This window comes from Paraglaciecola polaris LMG 21857, assembly GCF_000315055.1.
Taxonomy (GTDB): Bacteria; Pseudomonadota; Gammaproteobacteria; order Enterobacterales; family Alteromonadaceae; genus Paraglaciecola; species Paraglaciecola polaris.
The window spans coordinates 142,338-157,879 of record NZ_BAER01000024.1; the positions used below are offsets into that span (position 1 = coordinate 142,338).

Genomic DNA, 15,542 nt, shown 5'->3' on the forward strand with positions numbered 1-15,542 from the left:
ATTTTAATTATTGTTTATGCGTTTAAGCCGCCGCCATAACGTGGTTTGACTCAGTCCTAAATACGCCGCGGCGCGGCGCTTGTCCCCATTGAAGCGAGTCATAGCTTCAACAACTAGCTCAAGCTCTTTCGCTTTAACTAAACCGTTGTCTGGGTCAAAATTTTCGTGCTCTAACATTTCTGGCGCAATGTGGAGTAAAACCTGTTGAATATTGTTCGTGCTATTAGCGGTGTACAAATAGGCAACTAAACGCTCTAACACATTTTCCAATTCACGGACGTTGCCTGGCCAAGCGTAATCACCTAAAGCTGATATGACAGGAGGTAAAATATCGTCAACGGAGAACGGCAACTTATAACTGATAATAAAATCAGCTAACTTTTGTTCGGAGATACGTTTGATATCTTCAGGGCGCTCGCGAAGGGCTGGAATATGAATATTAAAAACGTTAAGGCGGAAGAATAAATCTTCTCTGAATGAGCCAGCCTCAACCAGTTCACGTAACGGTTTATTGGTTGCCGCGACTAATTTTAAATTGACTGGTTTCTCTTCATTTGAGCCGAGAGGCCGATAATGCCGTTCTTGCATAAAGCGTAGTAACTTTGATTGCTGATCGAGTGCCAGCTCACTTATTTCATCAAGAAATAACACACCATTTTGTGCTTCTTCGATAAGACCTTTTCGACCGCCACGTTTCGAACCGGTGAAAGCCCCATCACGATAGCCAAAAAGCTCACCTTCAAACAATTCAGTCGGAATAGCGGAACAATTTAACGCAACAAAACGTCCTTCACAGTAAGGACTGTGTTGATGAACGGCTCTGGCGATCAGTTCTTTACCTGTGCCAGATTCACCAAAAATCAGTACGTTACTAGGTGAGGTTGAGAATGATTTAACCTGATTGACCACCTCAACTAATGCCGGTGACGAGTACACTAAGTTGTGACGGTTGGTGACTAACTGTTTTTCTGTTTTAGGTTTCTTTCGATAGAACTGATAAACATAGGAAGGGCTGCCTTTAGCCATCACACAGTCTTGATGAAACCACCAATCCGTTCCATGTATTTGGCATTCGCCATCTGTTGGACGCTGTTGTTCATCGGAGTGTATAAAACTTTCTAGCTCTATATGACTCTCGCTATCAACCCCTAATTCGTCATAAGCCGCTTGATTAAATATGACCGAATCACCTTGTTCATCAGTCATAAAAATAGGGGTTTTTGATTGGTACACAAGCCAATCGGTTAGGGCAGTACGTTGCTGGGTTTGTAAATGATTACGTCCGGCGCGGATGGCATTGGCTAGGGTTTTTCTACAGGATTGCGCGGAATACAACAAGAATGCTGGGATTTCATGTTGCGCTGCCAGACCACAGACCAAGCTTGCGCCAACATATACTACGTTGTTCACTTGACGAGTCAGTTGAAATAACTCTCTGGCTTGGTCTGAAGTGGTATAAATTTCTTCTTGAATAGAAACGTTTAACGCCGTTTCTAATAGAGGAACGACAGGAGACGATTCAGCGAAATTGATCAATACGATATTGCCGGAAATCTGTGCGGCTCTTTTAACCGCAGAAATAATGTCTTCTGGGGTGCTATCCAGAGACAATACGGGGATATCTAATGCTGACTTTAAGTAAGCGGCGTTAGCCCCTGCGCTGACAATCACGTCAGGTTTGAAATCAGTTATATGTTGTTCAATTTCCTTGACGCTTCCAACGATGGTATCAAGAATGCGAAAGTGCGCTTTTTCGGTAAACTCCGGCATAACGCTGGTCATAAGCTGACTAAACTCTTTGTGCCCAAATACCAAAACACGTACGTGCTCAGAAGAAGATTTAGAAACTTTCATTTCTGCTCTCCTAAGCCTGTCGGCGCCAACAATAATCTGTTGAGCACATTGGTTATATTTTGGGTAATTAAGTAGTCCACGTTATCTTTTCGTTTTTTCATTTAGTTTCTCGCAGGTACGGAGCATGTAGCATCAGCTATGCCATACTCGTTATTTTTTATTGTCCCCTCCATTTTTAAGGGGCTGTAAGGGATGTGTGGAAATAATATTGCTTACATCTTAGCAACAAAAAACACATAATTAGTTTCATTATGAAAAATATTTTTCATAATGAAACTAATTTGAAAGGTTAAAAATAGAAAGGAATATTTTAGCTGGGTTGGCAAAGTTGCAAAGTAAAAGCAAGCGATAAAGGACACTCAATATCATGTACAGACCAATTGTCGAGGCCTGTGCGAGGACCTTTAGCATCCGGTGCAATACCGCGTTCAACGAGTGCGTCTAAAGTACTGCTTAAATCGTCTACACCAAATGAGAGTAAAAAAAGCCCCTCACCGCGTTTCGCTAGAATACGTGCTACTTCGCCGTGTTCATTCAGAGGCTGAACTAATACCAACCAAGCATCACCGACCGGAAAACGAGCGGTCGTCACATTTCGCCCTGATAATGCTTCGACGATTGGCTGGCAATCAAATAACCTTGTGAAATAGGGAAGGGCCTGATTGATATCTTTAACCAGGTAATTAATGTGATGGATTGAACGAATATGATTCATGATTTTTAGCTGCGCCCGTTGAGTTAAGCGATAATATGAGCATGTTGTGTGCCATAGTGAGTGTCAGGGGCCTTGGATGCTAGGCGTTATTATTTAGATCTTAGTTGAAAAGCGCATACTTAGAAAATTGAGTCATAGTTTTATCGTCGTTTGATCATCGAAGTATATGTACGCGCTGGATTTAGTTTATGGTTACGTGTTTATCTAAATCGGCAGCTCCTATGGGGTTACGATGAAAGGAAATTGCGCACCAATCGTTCTCGTTGTAGGTATATAAACTTTTAAAACGAGAAGATCGTAAATGAAAAATCTAATTTTGGTGATTGTCTTATGCCTATTTTCAATCGCAAGTGGTGCGCAGCAAAGTGTAAGGGGGGTTGACCATGTGGGATTGACGGTGATTCATTTGCCGGCATCTGAGCAATTTTTTATCGACCATGCGGGTTTTCGAGTCGTGGGTCGAGATGAGCAATACCCGGCTGTTTTTCTTTCTAACGACAGTGTGGTTATTACGTTATGGGCGGCGACTAATTCTGAGAGTGCCGTTAGGTTTGACCGCAAAAATAATGTGGGGTTACATCATTTGGCTTTCAAAGTGGATAGCGAAAATGCGTTAAACGCTTTGTATGAAACGTTATCGAAAGATGAGGGGGTGATTGTAGAGTTTGCCCCAGAACTGGCTGGGAATGGCCCAAACAAACATATGATGGTGTACGAACCTAGCGGTAATCGAATTGAATTTATGTTTAGGGCAAAGCCCTAAACCTATTTATCAGTACGGTGACTCGCATTTAAGTGCGAGTCACGTCAACCATGATTTTTAGCTTCTGACCAGGCTGGAGATATTTTTCCGGATTAATTTGATTCCAACGTTGTATATCAGACACATTCACCTTGAACTTGTTAGCAATTCTAGCCAGCGAGTCACCACCGCGAACCGTGTAGGTGAGGGTACGCATCACCGCGTCACTGTGCTGCTTTTTTCCTTTACCATCTAACCAAATAACGAGTTCTTTGCCAGGGCGAAGTGTGTCCCGAGGGGCCATGCCGTTCCACTTGGCTAAGCTGCGCATATTGACCTTATACTTGCGGCTGATATCCCACATGGTGTCACCACTTTTTACCTTGTGTTTTACCTGATAGGTGCCGCTTTTGTGCTTAGATTGAGTGTCGGCTAAACGTTGGTCTTGGGATAATGAATAGAAATCCAGCGATTTTAACGCCACTGGAATAACCAGATATTCACCCGCGCGGATCATATTTCCCTTCAATTCGTTTACTTGACTGATGATATCAGGCGTCGTGTGGTATTGATGGGCCAATTTAAGTAGGCTGTCACCGCTTTTTATTTTATGGCGTACCCAGTTCAAGCGCTCTTTGGTATCCGTTGCTGCAAGCGCTTCACTAAATGCATCTACTTTGTCCACTGGGACCAATAGCTTAAATGGACCCTCTGGATCCGTTGCCCAGCGGTTATAGCCAGGGTTCAAAGCGTGCAGTTCTTCCACGGTTAACCCAGCCATGTCAGCGGCCAGTGCGAGGTCAATCTGCGAACCCACATCGACCACATCGGTCACTTTGCTATTTTCAATCACCGGCCAGCTAAACGCGTACTTTTCTGAATTACGCAGAATGTCCGCTAGTGCCAGCAGCTTAGGGACATATGCGCGGGTTTCTCTTGGTAAGTCTAACGCCCAATATTCCGTGCTTTTACCTGCTTTTTTGTTCTTTTTAATCGCACGCATTACCCTGCCTTCACCGCTGTTGTATGCTGCAAGGGCGTGTAGCCAATTGCCGTCAAACATCTCGTTGAGGTAAGTAAGATAGGCAATAGCCCCATCCGTTGACGCCATTACGTCTCGACGTCCGTCGTACCACCATGTTTGCTTCATGCCAAAACGTTTGCCCGTCGCAGGGACAAATTGCCACATGCCTGCCGCGCGTCCATGGGAATAAGCGAAGGGGTCAAAAGCGCTTTCCACTATGGGCAATAAGGCCAATTCCAGCGGCATGTTTTGCTTTTCTAAGCGTTCAACAATGAGGTACAAAAACGGCTTAGCGCGCTTAGCCACTCGTTGCATGTAAGAGGGATGCTTTAAATACCAATTACGCTGGCTGGCAATACGACTATTATCAGCAAAATCAAATGCAAGGTTTTGGCTGATATGCTGCCATACATCCACCGCGGCTATATCTTGCGGGACAGGTTCTGGCTCTATGACGACTTCCACTTCTTCTTCAGGGTGCGTAATAGGAATGGTGCCTTCGTCTGCGGCTTCGCAATCATATTCATCTTGCGCTAACTCACCTGATTGTTGGCAGGAATGAGCGATTTGTTGCGCTATTTCATGTTCTTGCTCGATTTGCTCAGCAATATCAGGATGGTTTTCCATCATCTGACAAGCCGGTAGTAGCGTCACAAGAGACATACACAGCAGGGTTTTTAAGCGCACTAAGCGTTCCTTTTTAATAGTTTTCGTTTTTAAAAGTTATCTTTCCATGCTCTGAGCGAGGCAAACACCGCTTCAGGGGTGGCCAACGCTTGTCCGGCAAAATGCTCGGCACGTTGCTGTACTTCCTTGTTATTGGTGCGCAAAAACGGGTTAATGGCTTTTTGCTGACCAATGGTTGACGGCAACGTAGGTTTTAAATCAACTCTCTGAGATTCCGCCCAGCCTTTATAGTTCAATAGAGCCTCGTTATTTGGCTCTGCTGCCTGAGCGAACTTTATATTCGCTAAGGTGTACTCGTGGGTGCAGTAAACCTGTGTGTCATCATCTAGGCTCATTAATCGACTCAAAGATTGATACATCTGACGTGGTGTGCCTTCAAACAGTCTGCCACATCCAGCAGAAAAAAGTGTATCACCGCAGAACAATCCGCATGGACCCACATACGCTATGTGATCCAACGTATGCCCCGGTACTTCAATAATATTGAGGCTTATACCCAAAGAGGCTAATTCAATGTTGTCACCGTCAGTCAGGCGTTGGTTGATGGCTTGAATATTTGGGTTGGTAGGCCCGAACACGTTAATGTCGCCAAAGGCCTCAAGTAAATCGCTCAATCCACCTGTGTGATCGCTATGATGATGGGTGATGAGTATGTCGGTTAATTGCAGGTTATTACGTTTACAGTACCTAATAACCGGTTTTGCATCACCTGGATCAACCACTGCGCAGGTTTCACCATTGGTTAAGCACCAAATGTAATTATCCTCGAATGCTTTAATTGGTTTAATTTTCAGGGACGGCATGACGATCTCCAGTGACAACAGTGATAAAACACGTGTAAAGTAATCCGACATTATACATATTCGAATTGTTAGTGCATGCACTAGTCTTACCTTGCTCACTATGTAAGGTGTAATATGTTGTTATGCCATTGGTAAAAATAGGTCGTTATTTAATTGATGAAACCCGCGTTACTTGATACTAAACCACGTTACCCGCGTTCTTGGCAGGCGTTGCCTTACGGTCGTGAGCGAAAAGCCATAGTAGAGTCAGAACTAGATAGTATTACCCAACAATTTTTTGGTTATCATTTGGTAAAAGTAGGCAATTTGAGTAGTGAACTGACGCTGTCTAAATGTTCAATTAAACACTGTGTCAATATGGTGGCCAAAGAGCACGAGCACGCCACTATGCGCTCATTATCGCGAAACATGGCGCTAAAAGAGAGTAGTGTCGACGGATTCGTATTGGCTCATGAACTTGATTTTGCCCAAGATCCACATCAGATTTTACGAGAAATAGACCGAGCCATCATGCCTGATGGCGATTTGGTTATTGTTGGCTTCAATCCCTTGAGTTTGACTGGGTTACGTAAATTGTTTTGGTTTAATCGCCAGAGTTTATTGCACGAAGCACGTTTTTTCAGTGTGCCGAGGATCAAAGATTGGCTACATTTGCTGGGTTTTGAAGTCACTCAGGTAAAGTATCGGCCGTACTCAAAACTATTTACCGCTCGTCCAGACAATATAATTGTTCGCTGGTGTCAGCGCTTCTTACCTCATTTGGCCAGTGTATATATTATTGTGGCTAAAAAGCGCACGGTTCCATTATCGCCGATTAAACCCAAATGGCAGCTTCAACCTAAATTTAGTGCCGTAGGAGCAAGTATTCGCGCGGGTGGTTTGAATAGTGAGAAACCGCAAAACTAAAAAACCTGCGCTAAGTTTGTGACGTAGGCAGGTTTTGATTTTTGAATTGCAAAAAGTGTGTTATTTAACTTTCATACCTGCTTGAGCACCTTCATGGGGCTCCATTATCCACAGATCTTTACCGCCGGGGCCGGCTGCCAATACCATACCTTCAGATAATCCAAAGCGCATTTTACGTGGTGCTAAGTTAGCGACCATAACGGTGTGTTTACCAATTAAATCTTCTGGCTGATAGGCTGATTTAATGCCCGCGAATACCTGACGGGTTTCTCCGCCTAAATCGAGCTCTAAGCGCAGTAACTTGTCAGCTTTTTCCACGTGTTCAGCGACTACTATCTTAGCGATACGTAAATCTATTTTGGCGAAATCATCAAATTCTATGGTCTCGCTAATAGGATCCTTTGCCAATGGGCTATTAGGATCAATAGTAACGGTTGGTGCTAAGTTTTCTTTGGAATCGTCAACCATAGCATTGACCTTATCCATATCCACACGCTGCATTAAGGCTTTAAATTTATTGATCTCATGGCCAGTTAATATGCTTTGAGCACTTGTCCAGTTAAGATCGTCGTTTAAAAATGCCTCAGCTTGCTCGGCTAATTTAGGTACCACAGGCTTTAAATAGACCATTAGGATGCGGAACAAGTTAATGCCGAGTGAACAAACATCATGGGTTAAAGCCTGTTTGCTTTCATCTTTAATGGTGACCCAAGGGGCATTGGTATCAATGAACTGATTGGCTTTGTCGGCCAAAGCCATAATCTCGCGAACGGCTTTATGATATTGACGCTCTTCAAATGCTTGGCTGATGCTAGCTTGGGCGTTTTGAAATTCAGCCACTAATTCTGGTTCTAGTACGTTATCGGACAACTTACCGTCAAAGCGCTTAGTAATAAAGCTCGCGCATCGGCTGGCAATATTCACCACTTTGCCCACTAGATCAGAATTTACTTTTTGCGCGAAATCTTCGAAGTTAAGATCAATGTCACTGACGTTGGCCCCCAGTTTTGACGCAAAATAGTAACGCAGATACTCAGGATTTAAGTGATCTAAATAGGTGCGGCCTTTAATAAACGTCCCTTTAGATTTAGACATTTTGGCGCCATTAACGGTGACAAAACCATGCACATTCACGCCAGTCGGTTTTCTGAACCCTGCGCCTTCAAGCATGGCCGGCCAGAACAGGCAATGGAAGTAGGTGATGTCTTTACCGATGAAATGGTAAAGCTCAGCAGTGGAGTCAGCGCCCCAATATTCGTCAAAGTTAATGCCAGTGCGATCACACAGGTTTTTAAAGCTCGCCATATAACCTACAGGTGCATCGACCCATACGTAGAAGAATTTGTTAGGCGCCCCGGGTATTTCAAAACCAAAATAAGGCGCATCTCGACTGATATCCCATTGTTGCAAGCCTTTTTCAAACCATTCCTCAAGCTTGTTGGTAATTTCACTTTGCAGAGCATCGCTTTTTAACCAAGTGTGCAGCATGTCGGAAAACTGCGGTAAATCGAAGAAAAAGTGCTCTGAGTCTTTTAACACAGGTGTCGCGCCAGAGACGACTGAACGGGGATTTTTCATTTCCGTTGGGTCGTATGTTGCACCACAGCTGTCACAGCTGTCGCCGTTTTGATCGTCCGTTCCACAGCTAGGGCACGTACCTTTAACAAAGCGGTCAGGCAAGAACATGTTCTTTTCAGGATCGTATAACTGGCTGATCGTGCGCTTGGAAATATAACCAGCGTCATTTAATCGATTATAAATCAACTCAGAGAGCTCTTTGTTTTCGTCACTGTGTGTAACGTGGTAATTGTCGTATTCAACGAAGAAGTCGAGCAAGTCTTGATGGTGCTCTTCACGGGTGCGGGCCACCATTTCTTCAGGCGTAATGCCAAGCTCTTGGGCTTTAAGCATAACCGGCGTACCATGTGCATCGTCGGCACAGACACTGTATATTTCGTGGCCACACATTCGTTGAAAACGCGTCCATATATCCGTTTGGATATGCTCTAAAAGGTGACCCAAGTGAATCGAACCATTTGCATAGGGGAGGGCGCTAGTAACAAGAATTTTACGTGGTTGTGACGACATGTTTAGTTTGGTTTCTTCGTTTAATTAAAAAGGCCGCAAATGGTATCTAAATTAAGGCACTATTGCATCAGGTAAAAGCTACCTTGCGCCAATTTCATTGTTATTTATTAGGAGTGTCATGTTATTTAATCGGTCTAAGCCTGAGCAAAAAGTGCGACAGCTCATTTCAAAACTACTCGCTACGGCGTTTAACCTCAGCGAAAAGCAAGTTGGATCTTGGCTAACAATATCCTCACATGATGTGTTGATCTGCTTGCCATTTGCAGCGGGACAGTTGCATGGTGCTTTAGAGCAGCAAATTCGCGCTGCATCGAATGAGCAGAATGTGACGCTAGGACACATCGTGTTCGAAACCGCGATACAGGCCTCACCTACAAAGGTGAGTAAAGTGAGCAAGATTAAAAATATTGTTGCTATAGCATCAGGCAAGGGCGGCGTGGGTAAATCGACCACCAGTGTGAATATTGCGTATGCCCTGATGGCTCAAGGTGCAAAAGTGGGCTTGTTAGATGCGGATATCTACGGGCCATCTATCCCTATCATGTTGGGCAATACGGAATCGACGCCTGCCTCCCGTGATGATAAAACCATAGTGCCTTTTGCTGCCCATGGTTTGGTGGCAAGTTCGATTGGTTATTTTGTGCCGGCAGAAAATGCCACGGTTTGGCGCGGCCCTATGGCCAGTAAAGCTCTGGAACAGTTACTGCGTGAAACGGACTGGCCAGAGTTAGATTATCTCATTGTCGATATGCCCCCAGGCACAGGGGATATACAGCTGACACTTGCTCAACAGATACCGGTGAGTGCCGCGGTGATTGTCACCACACCCCAAGACCTAGCCGTGGCCGATGCAAGCAAAGGTATCTCCATGTTTAATAAAGTATCTGTCCCTGTGCTTGGTTTGATTGAAAATATGAGCCTGTATATTTGCCCGAAATGCGGTCATCAGGAACATATTTTTGCGCAAAATGGGGGAGTTGAATTGGCCAAGCGCAATAATGTGCCCTTGTTAGGGCAATTACCTCTGAACATCAAAATTCGTCAGCATACAGATAGTGGTACACCTCTTTTGGTATCCGAACCTGAGGATCCACTTAGTCAAACATATATGCAGTGCGCTTTGGCGATCTCAAAGCAACTGTATTTGAATGGCTTGTCAGACTTACGCATACAAAATGTTTAAAAACGTTGAACATACCGCGCTGGCTACGCATAATTGCGCGGCTATTTATCTAAAACCCTACTACTGAGTTCAAAAATTATGCGTTTGTGCGACAAAGACATCTTGACCCACCTTAAAAACGGCAAAATCAAAATTTTACCTGAGCCTGATTATGCTGAAATAAGTGGCGTAACCGTCGACATTCGCTTAGGCAATAAATTTCGGGTCTTTAATGAACACCAGGCACCGTATATCGACTTAAGTGGGCCTAAAGCTGAAGTGCAAGCTGCGCTTAATACTGTGATGAGCGATGAAATTAGCGTGGGTCCAGACAAATCGTTTTTTCTACACCCTGGTGAGCTAGCTCTTGCGGTGACGCTTGAGTCAGTGACGCTACCCGGAAATATTGTTGGTTGGTTAGATGGGCGCTCTTCATTAGCACGTTTAGGCTTGATGGTGCACGTCACTGCGCATCGCATCGACCCTGGTTGGTCAGGTAATATTGTATTGGAATTTTTCAATAGCGGTAAATTGCCCTTAGCATTAAAACCGGGTATGAAAATTGGCGCACTGAGCTTCGAAGTGATGTCGGACTTCGCAGACAAGCCATATAACGCGCGTGTGGATGCTAAGTATAAGAACCAAGAAGGCGCAACTGCTAGCCGCATCAGCGGTGATGATAAAACTGATGAACAATAACGTTTGTCAAAAATGGTGTTAGTGCTTTGCTAATGCCACCAAATTCATCGCTGGGTGTTAGTGGGGATAAACCATAGGCATTTAGTGCAATCCGGTTAGCCATCACCCTTGTTCACCTACTTGTGCCCGTATCGCGCCAGGGCTCATGCCAAGCACTCGTTTAAACGCCTTTGAGAATGATGACTCGTTGTCATATCCGCAGGCTAATGCAGCGTGTAGCGTAGAGACATTCTCGTCAGCAAGCATCCGATAGGCCATACCTAAGCGCCACTGAGTAACATATTCCATGGGGGATTGCTGCATAACGGTTTTGAATAGGACGTTAAACGCCGCCCGGGACATAAAACATTGCTGAGCAAGTAACTCAATCGTCCATTTTTTATCCGGAGCACAGTGTATTGCCTGCATAGCCGCGGCTAATTTTGGATGAACCGTTGCGGCCAGTACTCCGGTGTCAGTGGGCAAATGTTGACGGAAAATAATCGCTAAAATTGCCTCAGCAATTCTGCCCATAATCAGCTCAGAGCCTTTATTTTCATGGCGAGACTCATCCAATAACGCATACAACAAATAGTGCAGGCCAGTAGGTGTCCCCTCCAATGATTGACTTTTAATGATCACAGCATGGGGTAAATGTGTGGTGATACTGCTAATCAAAGGGTGGTTGTGACTAAAGTAACCGCAAACAAGGCCCGTGGAATTTACGTCTGGCCCGTTAGCGTAATTTTGTGATGGAGTGCTGTTAATCACAGCAGAGGTCTGGCTATCGCTGCTGATTACGTGGCCGGTATCGCTAGGGAATAGCACTATGTCACCTTGGGACAACTGCGTAATCTCATCGCTCCCGGGTAGGGTTAAAAAGCAGTTACCGTGGCTTACAACGTGAAAATTCATATATTGCGTACCTGACGTATCTATTGCCCAACTGCCACAATATTGGCCATTGTGAAAGATAGTGGCGGATACTTTAAAAGTGGCAAATAACTGATTTAATACATCCATAGACGTTCTGACATAACCTTTAGTTTTACAGACATAGTGATGAAAGGCACCACTACCTATACTTTCCCTCGTTGACTACATCAGTCCCTGAACATCCAAATCGAGGAAATAAAAATGAAAAATCTATTCACCCTAAAATCTCTCTTTACTGCCGTAGCTATCAGCGTCTCTAGCCTAAGTTTTGCGGGCGTTGATACACAAACCGACAGTAACGATGTTATTTTAGCCGGTCACGATGCGGTAGCCTATTTTACCCAAAACAAACCTGTACTGGGTAAATCAGAATTTACTGCTGTACATAACGACGCGATATATCGCTTCAGTAGCGCGGCTAATCGTGATGCGTTTAACAGCAACCCTGAAAAATACGCTCCTGCGTACGGTGGGTTTTGTGCTTTTGGCACAACGTTTGGTAAAAAATTCGAAATCGATGGCAAGGCTTTCGAAATCGTTGATGGTAAACTTTACGTCAACAAAAACCTTGACGTTTATCAAGCATGGAAAAAAGACATTCCTAAGCATTTAGTTGAAGCACAAGAGCAGTGGCCGACCATTGAATTCACGCCGAGTGCACAGCTTTAATTGAGCTTTTGGCAAACACTATTCAGATAAACTAGAATCCCATTTTATGGGGTTTTAGTTTATCTGTGGCGGGTGCATAAAATAACCTCATGGCATTTTTCTAACGCAAGCAAAAGGCAAGGCCGATCACCATTTTTGATTCGTTACAGGGATTGACCGGAAGCAAGCGTAAGTTCATTCACATTAAAAATGCGCGCATGGGTGTATTTGTTGAATATAAAATATCCAGGGGAAGAGAAAACAGCACTAAAGGACAGCGATTTGTTTAACAAATAGGCGAACAGTCAAATCAAAGCGTATTTCTCATTGCAAAATATCCAAACTCCCGTAATATTCGGCACCTCGGTCGGTGTGTAGCGCAGCTTGGTAGCGCACTTCGCTGGGGGCGAAGGGGTCGTAGGTTCGAATCCTATCACACCGACCATTTCTAAACGCTTTCAGCACTACTTGGCTAAATACAGCCTCTTGTTAATACCTTCATATATCACTCACCTAATTCTCTGATGTAATGGCTTTATAAAGCCATGCTTGTTGCTGTTTAAAAAGACTGTAAATTGATTTTTCTTTGGCTATTTAAGGCTGAATCATTTGGTAAATATTCATCACTGGTTTACCTATAGCAGTTGAATTGCCGGGTTGTATTCTATGCACCTAACAAAGGTAAAGTTTTGATACTGTGATATTTAAGTGCCAACGTGAGGCAATGTGCCAAGGCTGCAGTATTCATATTACCAGTCAAAGCAATCACAATGGCTCTTTTACCCTCATAGATGAATTCGTCAGGGTAAATTTCGCGAAAGGTTTCCACTAAAACCGACTGGCAATGGAAATAGACTTTGATGTGCTCCGGCTCCTTGTTTTTCCAGTCAATTCGAACGGTGCTGCCGCCTTTTGTGCGATAGCTGGGCTCGTTCCATTTAAGTGACTCTTCCACTTCCCCCAAGGCATTTTCTTTGGCCACTGCAAATATTAAGTTGCGGATTGTCCTGAAATGCTGAGCCGCTGTTAATGGGTATGTGTCTAATTTGTCGTAAATTTCTGTTTTCATTTTTATGACCATTTCGATTTTAGCGGTTTATCCTGCATCATCCGGTTATATGACGTGCAATTATTACCAGAGTCCAGAGTTGTTTAAACAAGATATCTATGTACCGATTAATACAGCGGAGGTAGTTAATGAATACGTATGTAGCACGCTATCGATACAGTACTACTCAGGTTATCATTTGTGATTAAATTGTTAACACACTAAGCTGTGTTTTTCATGGATATGTGCGCATGCATAGTCAGTGAAATAGCAGTTTTATTCTTGGAAGTAGCCGCCATGTATAATCTCACAGCATTAACACACATTAAAAAACGCGTAATCTCTATCATTCTGATTGCGACAGGGCTAGCGGCCTGCACAGCGCAAACAAACTCTCAGGTTGTGCACCACATACAGGACGGGGCTGAAACGGTGAAAGGGATTAATGCACAACATGGTAAGCCAGTGGTCTATCAAGTATTTACCCGTTTATTTGGCAACACCAATACTAGGAATAAACCTTGGGGCACGATAGAAGAGAATGGTGTCGGAAAATTCAGTGATTTTACTGATGTTTCGCTGAAAAGTATTAAAGAACTGGGTGTCAGTCACATTTGGTACACGGGAGTGCCGCACCATGACGTGATAGCTGATTACACAGAGTTCGGTATTAGTCAGGACGACCCTGATGTGGTGAAGGGACGAGCGGGCTCCCCCTATGCGGTTAAGGATTATTATTCCGTTAACCCCGATCTAGCGGATGATCCAGCGAATCGACTCCATGAATTCGAAGCACTCATTCAGCGAACCCATGACAATGGCATGCAGGTGATCATTGATATTGTACCCAATCATGTGGCGCGTAATTATCAGTCTATCGCTAAACCTGAAGGGCGAGCTGATTTTGGTGAAAATGACGATACGTCGGTTGAATACGCCAAAGACAATAATTTTTACTATGTGGTCGGGCGAGACTTCAGTGTGCCCCTAGCAGCCAAGGGGTATAAACCCCTTGGCGGTGAGTCGCATCCACTGGCGGATGGTAAGTTTATTGAGTCGCCAGCAAAGTGGACCGGAAATGGTTCGCGTAAAGCCCAGCCTGATGCAAATGATTGGTATGAAACAGTAAAAGTAAATTATGGTATAAAGCCCGACGGCAGTTATGATTTTGACCGTTTACCCGATAATTATCGTAATAAAAGTAGCGCTATACACGCGCGTTTTTGGGCAGACAAATCGGTGCCAGATTCATGGCGAAAATTTCGTGATATTACTCAGTATTGGTTAGCCAAGGGCGTGGATGGCTTTCGCTATGACATGGCTGAAATGGTACCGGTTGAATTTTGGAGTTACCTTAACTCACAGATTAAGCAAAGCAACCCTAACGCGTTTTTGTTAGCTGAAGTGTACAACCCCGATAAATATCGAGATTATATAGCCTTAGGCAAAATGGATTATCTATATGACAAAGTCGGTTTTTACGACAGTTTAAAAGCGGTAATGCAAGGACAGTCGCCAACCTCGGCGCTCGTTAATGCACAAGCGACGGTGCTTGATATTGAACAGCATATGTTGCATTTTCTTGAAAATCACGACGAGCAGCGTATCGCCAGCCCAGAGTTTGCCGGTAATAGTGAAATAGGCAAACCTGCTTTGGTTGTATCTGCGCTCATTAGTCGCTCGCCGACGCTACTTTATTTTGCCCAGGAGTTAGGTGAGGACGGCAGTGAGAACATGGGATTTGGGGCGCAGTCACGTACCACAATTTTTGATTATGCAGGGGTGCCAACTCATCAACGCTGGATGAATCAAGGTAAATTTGATGGTGGTGGATTAACCCTGCAAGAAACTGAGTTAAGAGAATATTACCGTAAAGTGCTGGGTATTAGCGCTAGCCAAAGTGCAATGTTAGGGGCGTATCAGGATTTACATCAGGTGAATATTGCCCATAAAAAGGGTTACGACCAACAGCTGTATTCGTTCAGTCGTTTTAATGAAACACAAAAAATGCTCGTGGTAAGCAATTTTGCAACCAGCCCAAAAAACTTCGAATTACAGATACCAAAAGCATTAATTGGCCAATGGGGATTACCTGATGGACAATACCCTATGGCAGATTTGCTCAGCGGGCAGACGAAGACAATGTTAGTTGAAAATCAAAATGGTCATATATCAATGGGGTTAGGATCGTTACAATCTGTGGTTCTTAATCTCGTTGATTAGTCAGCGATGGTATTTTCACACACAGTTT

At 44.1% G+C, this 15,542-nt stretch carries 13 protein-coding genes and 1 tRNA gene; 7 read left to right on the forward strand and 7 right to left on the reverse strand.

Going from position 1 to position 15,542, the window contains the following annotated elements; all coding sequences use genetic code 11:
• Positions 1-3: 3 nt before the first annotated feature.
• Together GPLA_RS05065 and GPLA_RS05070 are read right to left on the reverse strand one after the other, a co-directional pair.
• A complete protein-coding gene (locus GPLA_RS05065; RefSeq protein ID WP_007103771.1) occupies positions 4-1,854 on the reverse strand; it encodes a sigma 54-interacting transcriptional regulator in 1,851 nt (616 codons plus the stop codon).
• A 310-nt stretch (positions 1,855-2,164) separates the two neighbouring features.
• Complete coding sequence (locus tag GPLA_RS05070) at positions 2,165-2,569, reverse strand: VOC family protein (protein WP_007103772.1); 405 nt, start codon at positions 2,567-2,569, stop codon at positions 2,165-2,167.
• Between the two features lie 301 nt (positions 2,570-2,870).
• Here GPLA_RS05070 and GPLA_RS05075 point away from each other — a divergent pair, with 301 nt between their 5' ends.
• On the forward strand, positions 2,871-3,332 hold the full coding sequence (locus GPLA_RS05075; protein WP_007103773.1) for a VOC family protein: 462 nt from the start codon (positions 2,871-2,873) through the stop codon (positions 3,330-3,332).
• A gap of 28 nt (positions 3,333-3,360) precedes the next feature.
• On the opposite strand, the gene GPLA_RS05080 is transcribed toward GPLA_RS05075, so the two are convergent.
• Both GPLA_RS05080 and gloB read right to left on the reverse strand, forming a co-directional pair.
• On the reverse strand, positions 3,361-5,022 hold the full coding sequence (locus tag GPLA_RS05080) for a LysM peptidoglycan-binding domain-containing protein (protein WP_007103774.1): 1,662 nt from the start codon (positions 5,020-5,022) through the stop codon (positions 3,361-3,363).
• Positions 5,023-5,051: 29 nt separating this feature from the next.
• Complete coding sequence (gene gloB, locus GPLA_RS05085; RefSeq protein WP_007103775.1) at positions 5,052-5,825, reverse strand: hydroxyacylglutathione hydrolase; 774 nt, start codon at positions 5,823-5,825, stop codon at positions 5,052-5,054.
• 156 nt (positions 5,826-5,981) lie between these two features.
• Here gloB and GPLA_RS05090 point away from each other — a divergent pair, with 156 nt between their 5' ends.
• The gene (locus GPLA_RS05090) at positions 5,982-6,731 is read left to right on the forward strand and encodes a methyltransferase domain-containing protein (RefSeq protein ID WP_007103776.1); all 750 of its coding nucleotides are present in this window, start codon (positions 5,982-5,984) and stop codon (positions 6,729-6,731) included.
• 60 nt (positions 6,732-6,791) lie between these two features.
• Here the strand turns inward: GPLA_RS05090 and metG are convergent, their stop codons facing one another.
• On the reverse strand, positions 6,792-8,819 hold the full coding sequence (gene metG / locus GPLA_RS05095) for a methionine--tRNA ligase (RefSeq protein WP_040513911.1): 2,028 nt from the start codon (positions 8,817-8,819) through the stop codon (positions 6,792-6,794).
• Between the two features lie 118 nt (positions 8,820-8,937).
• Here metG and apbC point away from each other — a divergent pair, with 118 nt between their 5' ends.
• Both apbC and dcd read left to right on the forward strand, forming a co-directional pair.
• Positions 8,938-10,002, forward strand: a complete 1,065-nt coding sequence (apbC, locus tag GPLA_RS05100) for an iron-sulfur cluster carrier protein ApbC (RefSeq protein ID WP_007103778.1) — start codon at positions 8,938-8,940, stop codon at positions 10,000-10,002.
• 78 nt (positions 10,003-10,080) lie between these two features.
• The gene (gene dcd, locus GPLA_RS05105; RefSeq protein WP_007103779.1) at positions 10,081-10,680 is read left to right on the forward strand and encodes a dCTP deaminase; all 600 of its coding nucleotides are present in this window, start codon (positions 10,081-10,083) and stop codon (positions 10,678-10,680) included.
• 102 nt (positions 10,681-10,782) lie between these two features.
• Here the strand turns inward: dcd and GPLA_RS05110 are convergent, their stop codons facing one another.
• Positions 10,783-11,682 (reverse strand): AraC family transcriptional regulator, encoded by a 900-nt coding sequence (locus GPLA_RS05110; RefSeq protein ID WP_007103781.1) that lies wholly within the window; start codon positions 11,680-11,682, stop codon positions 10,783-10,785.
• Positions 11,683-11,796: 114 nt separating this feature from the next.
• Between GPLA_RS05110 and GPLA_RS05115 the strand changes: the two genes are divergently transcribed.
• Entirely contained in the window at positions 11,797-12,264 is a 468-nt protein-coding gene (locus GPLA_RS05115; protein ID WP_007103782.1) for a YHS domain-containing (seleno)protein, read from the forward strand.
• A gap of 347 nt (positions 12,265-12,611) precedes the next feature.
• A tRNA-Pro gene (locus tag GPLA_RS05120) sits at positions 12,612-12,688 on the forward strand.
• 219 nt (positions 12,689-12,907) lie between these two features.
• Here the strand turns inward: GPLA_RS05120 and GPLA_RS05125 are convergent.
• Positions 12,908-13,312 carry a DUF1801 domain-containing protein gene (locus GPLA_RS05125; protein ID WP_007103783.1) on the reverse strand — a complete coding sequence of 135 codons (405 nt, stop codon included), beginning with the start codon at positions 13,310-13,312 and terminating at the stop codon, positions 12,908-12,910.
• A gap of 276 nt (positions 13,313-13,588) precedes the next feature.
• On the opposite strand from GPLA_RS05125, the gene GPLA_RS05130 reads away from it, so the two are divergent.
• Entirely contained in the window at positions 13,589-15,514 is a 1,926-nt protein-coding gene (locus tag GPLA_RS05130; RefSeq protein WP_007103784.1) for an alpha-amylase family protein, read from the forward strand.
• Positions 15,515-15,542 lie beyond the last annotated feature (28 nt).

Excerpts from the sequence above, each read along its gene's own strand:
- GPLA_RS05110 (WP_007103781.1), bottom strand. The coding sequence starts at position 11,682 with ATGGATGTATTAAATCAGTTATTTGCCACTTTTAAAGTATCCGCCACT.
- GPLA_RS05125 (WP_007103783.1), bottom strand. The coding sequence starts at position 13,312 with ATGAAAACAGAAATTTACGACAAATTAGACACATACCCATTAACAGCG.
- gloB (WP_007103775.1), bottom strand. The coding sequence starts at position 5,825 with ATGCCGTCCCTGAAAATTAAACCAATTAAAGCATTCGAGGATAATTAC.
- GPLA_RS05130 (WP_007103784.1), top strand. The coding sequence starts at position 13,589 with ATGTATAATCTCACAGCATTAACACACATTAAAAAACGCGTAATCTCT.
- GPLA_RS05065 (WP_007103771.1), bottom strand. The coding sequence starts at position 1,854 with ATGAAAGTTTCTAAATCTTCTTCTGAGCACGTACGTGTTTTGGTATTT.
- GPLA_RS05090 (WP_007103776.1), top strand. The coding sequence starts at position 5,982 with ATGAAACCCGCGTTACTTGATACTAAACCACGTTACCCGCGTTCTTGG.
- apbC (WP_007103778.1), top strand. The coding sequence starts at position 8,938 with ATGTTATTTAATCGGTCTAAGCCTGAGCAAAAAGTGCGACAGCTCATT.
- GPLA_RS05115 (WP_007103782.1), top strand. The coding sequence starts at position 11,797 with ATGAAAAATCTATTCACCCTAAAATCTCTCTTTACTGCCGTAGCTATC.
- GPLA_RS05075 (WP_007103773.1), top strand. The coding sequence starts at position 2,871 with ATGAAAAATCTAATTTTGGTGATTGTCTTATGCCTATTTTCAATCGCA.
- GPLA_RS05070 (WP_007103772.1), bottom strand. The coding sequence starts at position 2,569 with ATGAATCATATTCGTTCAATCCATCACATTAATTACCTGGTTAAAGAT.
- dcd (WP_007103779.1), top strand. The coding sequence starts at position 10,081 with ATGCGTTTGTGCGACAAAGACATCTTGACCCACCTTAAAAACGGCAAA.
- metG (WP_040513911.1), bottom strand. The coding sequence starts at position 8,819 with ATGTCGTCACAACCACGTAAAATTCTTGTTACTAGCGCCCTCCCCTAT.